This window comes from Pseudomonas sp. RIT-PI-q (genome assembly GCF_001297125.1).
GTDB lineage: Bacteria > Pseudomonadota > Gammaproteobacteria > Pseudomonadales > Pseudomonadaceae > Aquipseudomonas.
Map to the genome: position 1 here is coordinate 160344 of NZ_LHPC01000051.1, position 11807 is coordinate 172150.

Sequence of the window (11807 nt, forward strand, 5' to 3'; positions counted from 1 at the left end):
TGTATTTCAGTGCCCAAATCCGTATCCGAAGATACCGGTTCTGGTTTCACTCAGCCCTGCCCGAAAGCAACGCTGTTTAAAATTGGAGCGGGAAACGAGCCTCGACCTCGCGCCCCCGCCTTGGCAAGGTCGTGCTCTACCACCTGGGCTTTCCCCGCATTGGCGTCCCCTAGGGGACTCGAGCCCCTGTTACCGCCGTGAAAGGGCGGTGTCCTAGGCCACTAGACGAAGGGGACACACGTACAACATTCACTGCCTACCGCGTTTCGCTGTGTGCTTTACGCTGTAAGTGGCGCGCATTCTATGGATGGATTGAGGGGTCGTCAACCCCCAACTATAAATTTATTTAAATCAATGACTTCGACCTGCTTTCGGACGCCTTTCAGGGTTTTCCGTCGCCTGATCATTGACGCCTATATTCTGGCTTCCACCAAGGCGTTATAGTCGACGGCGACAAGATGATGGCAATCCGACACATATTTGCCAGCATTTAGATAAGTAGAACGATGGCCGATATCAACAAAGCCACAGCCGATTCAACTCGTCGAGCGGTCCTGGGCGCCCAAATGCCCAGCCACTACACTCGCACGCAAACCCTATAAAGAGGTCTTACCGGTGACGCCACTCATGATCACCCTGCTAGTCGTAGCCGGGATCGCACTATTGATCGCCATTGGCTACATGAACCATGTGGTGGAAAACAACAAGCTGGAAAAGGCCCGTACCAAGGTAGAACTCAACGATCGCTTGCGTCGCTGCGGTGAAATCACCGAGACCTTCCCGGGTCAGCTGATGACGCCGGCGCTCAAGCTGCTGTTGACCCGGCTGGAGCTGAACGTCTGCCAGCGCCTGCTCCACCTGGAAAAAACCAGCGCCAACCTAAAGGCTCGCATTGGCGAACTGAGCGCACTGATTGCCCAGGGCGAATCGATCCCGGTCAACAACCCGCCGGCGCCGATCCAGACCGAAGCCAAAGCCAAAGACGTACGTTTCCTGCTCGAAGCCCTGCACGGCCAAATCACCCGCGCCGCACACGATGGCTTCCTGCCAACCAACGAAGCCAAACGCTGGATCCGCGAAGTTCGCCACATCCTGGTCCTGCTGCACATCGAATTTTTCAACAACCTCGGCCAACACTCCCTGCAACAGAACCAGCCTGGCCAGGCCCGCCTGGCATTCGAACGCGGCGTGCAATACCTGCGCAAACAGCAGGAACCGCAGATCTACGCCGAACAGCTGGAATACCTGGAAAAACTCCTGGCTCGCGCCAACGCACAAGTCATGGACAACATCGCGCCGGTGGAAGGCGAAGTGAACCAATTGACCGAAGGGTTGAAAGACGTAGAGGCTGATGCGGACTGGAAGAAGAAAGTAATCTACGACTGATCAGGAAAAAGAAGAAAAGCCACCCAGACCGGTGGCTTTTTTTTGCCCTGTAGGAGCTGTCGAGTAAAACGAGGCTGCGATCTTTTGATTTTGCTTTTAAAAAACAAAGTCAAAAGATCGCAGCCTCGTTTTACTCGACAGCTCCTACAGAAGGGTGGGGGCCATAGATCGAGCAAACATCAAAGCCGGAAGTGCCCCACCATGCCCTGCTCACCGGCCCGCGCCGCTTCGATGGCCGCGTTGAGCGCCAACAGGTTGGTCTGTTCAGCCACGCTGTCGAAGGCGAAGTTAACCAGTTGACCGAAGGCTTGAAAGACGTCGAGGCCGACGCGGACTGGAAGAAGAAAGTAACCTACGACTGATCAGGAAAAAGAAGAAAAGCCACCCAGACCGGTGGCTTTTTTTTGCCCTGTAGGAGCTGTCGAGTGAAACGAGGCTGCGATCTTTTGACTCTGTTTTTTAAAAGCAAAATCAAAAGATCGCAGCCTCGTTTTACTCGACAGCTCCTACGGATGGATGGGGCCCATAGATCAAGCAAACATCAAAGCCGGAAATGCCCCACCATCCCCTTCAACTCAATCCCCAACTGCGCCAGCTCAATACTGGAAGCCGCATTCCCCTGCATTGCCAACGAAGACTGATCGGCACTGGCACGAATACTCGTGACACTGCGATTAATCTCCTCGGCCACCGAACTCTGCTCCTCGGCAGCCGCGGCAATCTGCTGGTTCATCTGCTGAATCAACGACACCGCCGCCGCAATACTGCCCAACGCACTCTCCGTCTGCAGCGCATCACTCACCGCCAGCTTCACCAACTCGCCGCTGTTCTGAATCTGCTGCACCGACGACTGCGCCGCCGAACGCAAGGCACTGACCAGTCGCTCAATCTCCTCGGTCGATTGCTGGGTCCGCTTGGCCAGCGCCCGCACCTCATCGGCCACCACCGCAAAGCCCCTGCCCTGCTCGCCGGCCCGCGCCGCTTCGATGGCCGCGTTGAGCGCCAACAGGTTGGTCTGCTCGGCCACGCTCTTGATCACGCTGAGCACCGTGCCGATGTTCTGGATTTCCGCACTCAGGCTTTCAATGCTCGAACTGGCCGATGTCGCCGAGTCCGCCACCTGCTCGATCCGCGCCATGCTCTGGCGCACGACCTGCTGACCACTTTCAACCTTGCCATCGGCCGTCTGAGCCGCCTGCGCGGCCTCCTCCGCGTTGCGTGCAACGTCATGCACAGTGGCGGTCATCTGATTCATCGCCGTGGCGACTTCCTCGGTTTCTTCCTTCTGCTGCCGCCCTCAAGGTTGGTCTGCTCCTCCCCCCCCGACAGCGTTTGCGCCGACCGGCCCAACTGTTCGATCCCCGCCTGCAAGCCGCTGACAATACTGCTCAGCCCCGCGCCCATTTTCTGCATGGCCTGCATCAATTGGCCGATCTCATCACGACGGGTCACCTCAACCGTCCCGCTCAAATCGCCAGAGGCGATCTGCTGGGCGACACGGATCACACTGCGCAGCGGCGCCACGATCAACCGGGTAATCACCCACGCTGCGATCAGCCCCACCAGCAACGCCAACGCGGAAGAACCGATGATCAGCAACGAGTTCTTTTTCAGCTCCGTCTGCATCGACTGGTCTTCGGCGACATAGGCCTGATCCACGCGATCCACTACTTGAGCGGCGCGCTGATGCAGCTGCTCATAGACGGTCTTTTCCTGTGCCAGCAGCCCGGTGTACTCGGCAAGCTTTTCGCTGAAACCGCTAATGTGCCCGACCACTTCATTGAGAACAGTCTGGTAGCCCTCATCCTTGACCGTAGTTTTCAGCTGCTCAGCCTGAGTCAATGCCTGGTCGGCCTGCTCGATCTTGCCCTGCCCCGCGCTGTCGTCACCCTTGCGGCTCTGATCCAGGCGCACTCGGGCTTCGTTCATCGCCTGCAACATCAGCCGCGACACCTGGCTGACCTGATTGGCTTGCTCGATGAACTGCGCACCGTCCTTGCCCTCGGACTCCTTCAGAGCATAAGCGCCGTCATCGGCCAGTCCGGCCTGGAGCACGTCGAGGTTATTGGCCACGCTGGACACCGACCAACTGGCCATTTCCAGCGCCAGGTCCTTGGCCTGGCTGAGTGAGACGAACTCATCAAAGGCCTTGCGATAAGCCCCAAGGGACTGCTCGACATCATTCATTACTGGCACGTTGGACGCAGACGCTGCCTTGAGTTCGTTGGCCAGAGCGATCAGGCCATCAACACCCTGGTGCAGGGCGTCGGCAGTTTTCGGGTTGCCGTGCAAGGCGTATTCCTGCTCGAGCAGGCGCACCTTGAGCAGGCCGCTGTTGAGCGACGACATCTGTTTGAGCCCGTCGAAGCGCTGACTGATGGTTTGCAGGGACCATACGCCGATGGCCGCCACCAGGGCTGTCAACAACAGCACCAGCACGAACCCTACTCCCAGTTTTTTCGCCATACCGAGGTTGGCAAAACGTCCTTGCACGGCCGAAATCATTGCACTTAGTCCCCTGACATAGTCTGTCGACGCAGATTCGCAACGGGCTTGTATCAACACAAGTCTCTGGCGTCGGAATAATGGCAAAAAGCTACGCCCACGTCGTTTTCAGAACGCTTGAGGTCGATCCAGAGCGGTAGCTTGAAAAAACGCCCGGGCACGCGGATCACAGGCATAGGCCACATTGATACGCTGCCAGTCACTGGGCTCACCGGTGGGACTGAATGCCGTCGCCGAAGACAGCCGGACACCGAAGCGCTGTGCCTCGGTGAGCACCTGAGCGTAGTCGGACATCCGTGATCGCGCCCAAATGAACAAACCGCCGGCGGGCTTGCCGAAGACCTCCCATTCGGCGTCTTCAAGCACTTGCAATGCGGCCTCCCTGTCGGTGTTCAAACGTAGGCGTTGGCGCTGTACCAACTTGCGATAGGCACCGCTGGCCAACAGGCTGGCCAGCACCGACTCACAAAATCGTGAAGCGCCCATGCTGCTGATCATTTTGACTTGGGCCAGACGTGAAACAACGTCGGCGCCGGCCACGATAAAGCCGACCCGCAGCGAACTGCTGAGGGTTTTTGAGTAGCTGCCGACGTAGATCACATCCTCATCCAGGGCGGCGAGCCGCGTACCGGGGCCGCTGTGCAAATCCGCATAGACATCGTTTTCTATCACCTGCACGCCATGGGTTTTGGCCAGATCCAGGACCCGTTGCGCCACCACCGGTGCCAGGCTACTGCCCGTCGGGTTGTGATAGAAACTGTTGATGAATATTCCGCGCGGCCGGTGCGTGTGCAACAGCATCTGGAGCACGTCGATATCCGGCCCGCGCGGAGTTCGCGGCACCTCGAGCATGTTGACGCCGTGCAGCCTGAGCAAATCGAATAGCAGGGAATAACCGGGACTTTCCACCACCACGCAATCACCCGGCTTGAACAACGTGCGCACGATCAGGTCGAGCCCTTGGCTGGCGCCCGCCGTCGTCAGGATGCGACTGTCTTCCACCTCGATGTCCAGCGGCTTCAGGCGTTTGGCAATCTGCTGGCGCAAGGCAGGCAGGCCCAGCGGTGTGCTGTAGTTGAACAGGCCGGCCATGTCGGTGCGGCTGACCTGCCGGATCGCATAGCTCAGGTCGTCTGTCTCGCGCCAGCTCTCCGGCAATCCGCCACAGCCCAGCTTCAGCTCGCCCAAGCGGCCTTGCTGATTCACTTCTGCGCCCTCGAACCAGAGCCCCTCCCGTTGCCCTTTAGCGACTTGCACCGGGGCGCCGACAACAAATCCCGCGCCAGGCCGCGTTGCCAGCACTCCCTGAGCCACCAGACGCTCACAGGCTTCAACGACACTGGACTGACTGAGTAAATTGATTCGCGCGATTTGCCGCACCGAAGGTAAACGTGCCCCCGGCGGTGCCTCGCTGTGATAGAGCCAGGCGGTTAGCGCGTCGACGATTTGCTGTACGACCGGCACCAATGCCTGTCGATCGATTCTCAACTCCATGAGCAAGCAAACTCCTGTTCGTTTTGCGGGAGTCAGTTAATCACAGGAGCGGCCGACGGGATGTGCGACAACGCCGCCAAAACCCTCGGTTCTAACCATTTGAAACACAATGCCGAGGCTTTCCCGGAACCATGAGGCAAATGAAAAACCTGTGGGAGCGAGCCTGCTCGCGATGAGGGAGTGTCAGTTGGCATCAATGCTGTCTGACACGCCGCCATCGCGGGCAAGCCCGCCCCCACAGGTTTGGTGTTTCCTTCGTATCAGCGCCGGGTTTTAGAACGCGGTAACGCCACCATCCACTGCCAATGAATGCCCGGTGGTGAATGCGGCGCCGTCGCTGCACAGGTACAGCACGGCGCTGGCGATTTCCTCGACCTTGCCGATGCGACCGACCGGGTGCATGGCGTTGGCGAACTCGGCTTTTTTCGGGTCGGCTTCATAGGCACGGCGGAACATGTCGGTGTCGATCACCGCCGGGCACACCGCGTTCACCCGAATCTTTTTCTTGGCGTATTCGATCGCCGCCGATTTGGTCAGGCCGATCACCGCGTGTTTCGACGCGGCGTAAATGCTCATCTTCGGTGCAGCGCCCAAACCGGCTACCGAGGCGGTGTTGACGATCGCGCCGCCGCCCTGGGCCAGCAACAAGGGCAACTGGTACTTCATGCACAGCCAGACGCCTTTGACGTTGACGCCCATGATCGCGTCGAACTCATCGAGCGTACCGTCGGCCAATTTGCCTTTCTCGATCTCGATGCCGGCATTGTTGAAGGCATAGTCGAGACGACCGTAGGTATTCACCACTTCTTCCATCAGATTTTTTACATCGCTCTCCAGCGTGACGTTGCAACGCACGAAGGTCGATTCGCCACCCGCCGTGCGAATCAGCGCTACCGTGCCCTCGCCCCCCGCCGTGTCCAGGTCGGCGACCACGACCTTCAAACCTTCGGCAGCGAATGCCTGGGCGGTCGCACGGCCAATCCCATTGGCGGCGCCCGTCACTACGGCGACCTGGCCGGAAAACGTCATGCTCATTGTTATGTCCTCGGAGAGAAGAATGCGGGGAATCGCGTGTTCGCAGTCTAGTCACAGGCCCCATGACGCGGCAGCACTATCAGAAGGCCGGTTGGGTGCTCATGAGTTGCAGTGATAAAACCGCCGGGGCGACTATCACTGCACTGGATCGCGGTGCATTCGCCGCATCAGCCAAACTTGCGACATCGATCATGAAGGGCTATCAACAAGGCTTCATTCATCTTGAGTGCCTGTCATGACTACCCAGACCAATCGCCAGTTCCTGCTCGCCAAACGTCCAGTGGGTGCGGCGACCCGCGAGACCTTCACCTATCAAGAAGTACCGGTCGGCGAGCCGGCGGCGGGTCAGATCCTGGTCAAAAACGAATACCTGTCCCTGGACCCGGCCATGCGTGGCTGGATGAACGAGGGCAAGTCCTACATCCCGCCAGTCGGTCTCGGCGAAGTGATGCGCGCATTGGGTGTAGGCAAAGTCGTGGCCTCGAACAATCCAGGGTTTGCCGTCGGGGACTACGTGAACGGTGCCCTGGGTGTGCAGGATTATTTCCTTGGCGAGCCGCGCGGTTTCTACAAGGTCGATCCGAAACTGGCGCCGCTGCCGCGTTATTTGTCCGCACTGGGCATGACGGGCATGACGGCTTACTTCGCCCTGCTCGATGTCGGCGCGCCCAAGGAAGGTGACACGGTGGTGTTGTCGGGCGCCGCCGGTGCCGTGGGCAGCATTGCCGGGCAAATCGCCAAGCTCAAGGGTTGCCGTGTGGTCGGCATTGCCGGTGGCGCGGACAAGTGCCAGTTTTTGATCGACGAGCTGGGCTTTGACGGCGCCATCGACTACAAGAACGAAGACGTCGTCGCCGGCCTCAAGCGCGAATGCCCGAAAGGTGTGGACGTGTATTTCGATAACGTCGGCGGCGATATTCTCGACGCGGTACTGAGCCGCCTGAACATGAAGGCACGGGTGGTGATTTGCGGCGCCATCAGCCAATACAACAACAAGGAAGCGGTCAAAGGCCCGGCCAATTATTTGTCGCTGCTGGTCAATCGCGCGCGGATGGAAGGTTTTGTGGTGATGGATTACGCCGCACAGTTCGCCGCCGCCGGGCAGGAAATGGCCGGCTGGATGGCCAAGGGGCAGCTCAAGAGCAAGGAAGATATTGTTGAAGGGCTGGAAACGTTCCCGGAGACGCTGATGAAATTGTTCAGCGGCGAGAATTTCGGGAAGTTGGTGTTGAAGGTTTAACCCTGTAACTGACTAAATCAAAACCCTGTGGGAGCGGGCTTGCCGGGCGTGTCAGTTAGCATTAATGTTGACTGATACACCGCTATCGCGGGCAAGCCCGCTCCCACAGGTTTAGCGGTGTTTAGGCGAGTTCGGCGACGACTGCGGCCAATGCCTTGGCCGGATCAGCCGCCTGGCTGATCGGGCGGCCGATCACCAGATAGTCGGAACCGGCATCCAGTGCCTGACGCGGGGTCAGGATACGGCGCTGATCATCCTGGGCGCTGCCCGCCGGACGAATCCCCGGGGTCACCAGTTGCAGCGACGGGTGAGCCGATTTCAAAGCCTGGGCTTCCAGGGCCGAACACACCAGCCCGTCCATCCCGGCTTTTTCAGCCAATGCGGCCAAGCGCAGCACTTGCTCCTGCGGCTCGATATCCAGGCCGATACCCGCCAAATCTTCACGTTCCATGCTGGTCAGCACGGTCACGCCGATCAGCAACGGCTTGGGGCCGGTACGCTGGTCGAGCACTTCACGGCACGCGGCCATCATGCGCAGGCCACCGGAGCAATGCACATTGACCATCCACACACCCATTTCCGCAGCGGCCTTGACGGCCATGGCGGTGGTGTTCGGGATGTCGTGGAACTTGAGGTCCAGGAACACTTCGAAACCCTTGTCGCGCAAGGTGCCGACGATTTCCGAGGCGCAGCTGGTGAACAGCTCTTTGCCGACTTTTACCCGGCACAGTGTCGGGTCCAACTGGTCGGCCAGCTTCAGTGCGGCGTCACGGGTAGGGAAATCCAGGGCGACGATGATAGGAGTCTGGCAGACGGACATGTGCGGGCTCTCAGGCAGGACGAAATCGGCGCGCATTGTAGCGGAACCAACGGCGCTGCGGGACCCGATGATCGGTAAATCGTCCCGAAGACTCAGGCAAGACTAGCCTTTTCGGCCATTGTGTCGAGCTTGATACCGACACGACACGCCTGCAACATCCTTCATCGCTGCCCTCGGCCGCCGCAACACGTCCTTACAGCACTTCCCGCCTCCGGGCCGGACGCCTATGCTGAAGCCACAACCTCGCAGCCCATCTTTGTGGTTGGCAGCCTACCTGGCAGATGAACGCACGCATGCACAGCACCCAAGCACCCTTGAACGACGATCAAAAAGCGCCCGGCGACGACAAACGCTGGAGCATTCGCGCCCTGATCGTCGACGATGACGTCCCGATCCGCGAACTGATGATCGACTACCTCGCCCGGTTCAACATCCACGCCAGCGGCGTCACCGACGGCGCGGCCATGCGCGTGGCCATGCAAGCGGAACACTTCGATGTGGTGGTGCTCGATCTCATGCTGCCCGGCGAAGACGGTCTGTCGCTGTGCCGCTGGCTGCGCGCCGAGTCGGACATCCCGATCCTGATGCTCACGGCCCGCTGCGAACCCACCGACCGGATCATCGGCCTGGAACTGGGCGCCGACGATTACATGGCCAAGCCGTTCGAACCACGCGAACTGGTGGCGCGGATTCAGACCATTCTGCGGCGAGTGCGCGACGACCGCACCGAGCAGCGTGCGAACATTCGCTTCGACAACTGGCGCCTGAACAGCGTGCTGCGCCAATTGATCGCCGCCGATGGCCTGGTGGTGCCACTGTCCAACGCCGAATTCCGCTTGCTCTGGGTGTTCATCGAACGGCCGCGCCGGGTACTCAGCCGTGAACAATTGCTCGACGCCGCTCGCGGTCGCTCGATCGAAGCCTTCGACCGCAGCATCGACCTGCTGGTCTCGCGCCTGCGCCAGAAACTCGGTGACGACCCCAAGGCCCCACAATTGATCAAGACCGTTCGCGGTGAGGGTTACCTGTTCGACGCCCGAGACATCGGCTGATGCGTGCGCGCTTCGATACGCTGTTCGGCCGCCTGTTTGGCGTGTTGCTGGTGGCGATTATCCTGGCGCACCTGTTGGCGTTTGCCTGGTTTCACCATTACGGCCCGCCACCGCCGCCACCGCCGCCCGAGTTTTCCGAGGGCATCGAAGGGGAGCGCCCACCGCTGGACCCGCGTTTCGAAAACCGGCCGCCGCGCCCGTGGTTCGGCGGACCGTTGGTGCCGCTGACTTTTCAATTGGTCTCGCTGATCATTGCCGCCTGGTACGGCGCCAAACTGCTGAGCCGGCCGATCCAGCGACTGAGCGATGCGGCCGAGCGCTTGAGTGAAAACCTCGACAGCCCGCCCCTGGATGAATCCGGCCCACGGGAAGCCCGGCAAGCGGCCTACACCTTCAACTTGATGCAAAAACGCATTATCGAACAGGTACAGCAGCGCTCGCGGATGCTCGGCGCCGTCTCCCATGACTTGCGCACGCCGCTGTCACGGCTCAAGTTGCGGCTGGAGCAGATCGATGACGACAAGCTACAAGGCCAGATGCGTCAGGATCTGGACGATATGATCAGCATGCTCGACGCCACCCTCACTTACTTGCACGAACAACGCACCAGCGAAGCGGCGCAGTGGATGGATGTGCAGGCGCTAGTCGAATCCCTGAGCGAAAACGCCCAGGACCAGGGCGCCGACGTCCAGGCCAGCGGCCACTGCGCACCGCTGCAAGTGCAGCCGATGGCCCTGCGCTCGTGCATCAACAACCTGCTGGACAACGCTTTGCGGTACGCCGGGCAAGCGCTGATCACGCTCGAAGACCATCGCGAATACCTGGTGATTCGGGTCATCGACCATGGGCCGGGTATCGCGGCGGACAAACGTGAAGCGGTGTTTGAACCGTTCTTTCGGCTGGAAGGTTCGCGCAATCGCAATTCCGGTGGCGTCGGGCTGGGGATGACCATTGCCCGCGAAGCGGCGGAACGGCTGGGGGGGCAATTGAGCCTGAAAGAGACGCCCGGTGGTGGGCTGACGGCAGTGATCCGCCTACCCCGCACCTGATCAATATACAAATCCCTGTGGGAGCGGGCTTGCCCGCGATTGCGGAGTATCAGATACATGGATGTTGGCTGATACCCCCTCATCGCGGGCAAGCCCGCCCCCACAGTGATTGAGGCGCTACCTGAAATGCCATCCACTCAAGGCCGGCGGTCTTCAACCCGGGCCTGCCCCTTGCTGAAATCAGTCAGCAGGCTGTACGCCACCGCCAGCAATGTCGGGCCGATGAACAAACCGATGAGCCCGAACGCAAGCAACCCGCCGAACACGCCCAACAGCACAATCACCAACGGCAAATTTCCACCGCGACTGATGAGGTAGGGCTTGAGCACGTTGTCGACGCCGCTGATGATGAACATCCCCCAGATCCCGAGGAACACTGCCATCCCGTATTCGCCCTTCCAGGCCAGCCAGGCCGTGGCCGGAATCCACACCAACGGAGGGCCCATGGGAATCAGGCTGAGCAGGAACGTCACGATGCCAAGCACCAACGCTCCCGGCACCCCGGCGATCAAGAACCCGATCAACGCCAGGACCGCCTGGGCCGCCGCTGTGCCGATGACGCCGTTCACCACCCGCTGAACCGTCCCCGCCACCAACTCGATGTAATAACCGGCGCGGTCACCGATCAGCCGTTCCAGCAACCCATGGACAAACGCCGCCAGTCGCGGCCCGTCACGGTAGAAAAAGAACACGAAGACAATGCTCAACGTCAGTTCGAGAATCCCGCCGCCAATTTGCGCGCTGCGCGCCAGCAACCAGTTACCGACCTGACCCAGATAAGGTTTGACCGCCACCATCATCGCCGCGCCTTGCTGGTCGATGCTGTTCCAGATGCCAACCAGCCGCTCGCCGACCAAGGGAATACTGCCCAGCCAGGCCGGTGCCTCAGGCACGCCATCGACCTGCACATCCTTGATGAATGCGGTCGCATCGCGCACATGGTCCGCCAGGTTGAACCCCAGCCACACCAGCGGCACGGCCACCAACAACATCCAGCCCAGGGTCAGCAATGCCGCCGCCAGAGACTCGCGGCCATTGAGCCAGCGGGTCAGCAAACGCATCAGCGGCCAACTGGCGAACGCCAGCACGGCGCCCCAGAACAACGCCGACCAGAACGGCGCCATCACCCAGAAGCTCGCGCCAAACAGCACCAGGAGCAGGATCTGCACCAACAGCCGATCGTTATTGATCATCCAAGTCTCGAAAAAAGTCAGTCAGCAAAAGAG

At 60.1% G+C, this 11807-nt stretch carries 10 protein-coding genes, 1 tRNA gene and 1 pseudogene; 4 read left to right on the forward strand and 8 right to left on the reverse strand.

Going from position 1 to position 11807, the window contains the following annotated elements:
- Positions 1-160 precede the first annotated feature (160 nt).
- Positions 161-236 (reverse strand) — tRNA-Glu (locus AEQ67_RS27445).
- A gap of 391 nt (positions 237-627) precedes the next feature.
- Here AEQ67_RS27445 and AEQ67_RS27450 point away from each other — a divergent pair.
- On the forward strand, positions 628-1386 hold the full coding sequence (locus tag AEQ67_RS27450; RefSeq protein ID WP_059406898.1) for a hypothetical protein: 759 nt from the start codon (positions 628-630) through the stop codon (positions 1384-1386).
- Between the two features lie 203 nt (positions 1387-1589).
- Here AEQ67_RS27450 and AEQ67_RS34345 read toward each other — a convergent pair.
- From AEQ67_RS34345 to AEQ67_RS27465, 5 genes and pseudogenes are all read right to left on the reverse strand, one after another.
- Positions 1590-1661 (reverse strand): annotated as a pseudogene (locus tag AEQ67_RS34345) (methyl-accepting chemotaxis protein); the annotation flags it as partial.
- Positions 1662-1927: 266 nt separating this feature from the next.
- Positions 1928-2641: a methyl-accepting chemotaxis protein gene (locus AEQ67_RS36895; protein WP_442965681.1), complete on the reverse strand. Its 714-nt coding sequence runs from the start codon at positions 2639-2641 to the stop codon at positions 1928-1930.
- Positions 2638-3891, reverse strand: a complete 1254-nt coding sequence (locus tag AEQ67_RS36900; protein WP_442965682.1) for a HAMP domain-containing protein — start codon at positions 3889-3891, stop codon at positions 2638-2640. The genes AEQ67_RS36895 and AEQ67_RS36900 overlap by 4 nt, the downstream gene beginning before the upstream one ends.
- Positions 3892-3999: 108 nt before the next feature.
- Complete coding sequence (locus AEQ67_RS27460) at positions 4000-5385, reverse strand: aminotransferase-like domain-containing protein (RefSeq protein WP_059406899.1); 1386 nt, start codon at positions 5383-5385, stop codon at positions 4000-4002.
- Positions 5386-5658: 273 nt separating this feature from the next.
- Positions 5659-6420 carry an SDR family oxidoreductase gene (locus AEQ67_RS27465; RefSeq protein WP_059406900.1) on the reverse strand — a complete coding sequence of 254 codons (762 nt, stop codon included), beginning with the start codon at positions 6418-6420 and terminating at the stop codon, positions 5659-5661.
- A 235-nt stretch (positions 6421-6655) separates the two neighbouring features.
- On the opposite strand from AEQ67_RS27465, the gene AEQ67_RS27470 reads away from it, so the two are divergent.
- A complete protein-coding gene (locus tag AEQ67_RS27470; RefSeq protein WP_059406901.1) occupies positions 6656-7660 on the forward strand; it encodes an NADP-dependent oxidoreductase in 1005 nt (334 codons plus the stop codon).
- A gap of 121 nt (positions 7661-7781) precedes the next feature.
- Here the strand turns inward: AEQ67_RS27470 and pyrF are convergent, their stop codons facing one another.
- Positions 7782-8480, reverse strand: coding sequence for an orotidine-5'-phosphate decarboxylase (gene pyrF / locus AEQ67_RS27475; protein WP_059406944.1), 699 nt, complete (start codon positions 8478-8480; stop codon positions 7782-7784).
- 293 nt (positions 8481-8773) lie between these two features.
- Between pyrF and AEQ67_RS27480 the strand changes: the two genes are divergently transcribed.
- Together AEQ67_RS27480 and AEQ67_RS27485 are read left to right on the forward strand one after the other, a co-directional pair.
- The gene (locus AEQ67_RS27480) at positions 8774-9532 is read left to right on the forward strand and encodes a response regulator (RefSeq protein ID WP_059406902.1); all 759 of its coding nucleotides are present in this window, start codon (positions 8774-8776) and stop codon (positions 9530-9532) included.
- On the forward strand, positions 9532-10581 hold the full coding sequence (locus tag AEQ67_RS27485) for a sensor histidine kinase (RefSeq protein ID WP_059406903.1): 1050 nt from the start codon (positions 9532-9534) through the stop codon (positions 10579-10581). The genes AEQ67_RS27480 and AEQ67_RS27485 overlap by 1 nt, the downstream gene beginning before the upstream one ends.
- Before the next feature lie 137 nt (positions 10582-10718).
- Here AEQ67_RS27485 and AEQ67_RS27490 read toward each other — a convergent pair whose 3' ends face one another.
- Positions 10719-11774, reverse strand: a complete 1056-nt coding sequence (locus tag AEQ67_RS27490; RefSeq protein WP_059406904.1) for an AI-2E family transporter — start codon at positions 11772-11774, stop codon at positions 10719-10721.
- Between the last annotated feature and the right edge of the window lie 33 nt (positions 11775-11807).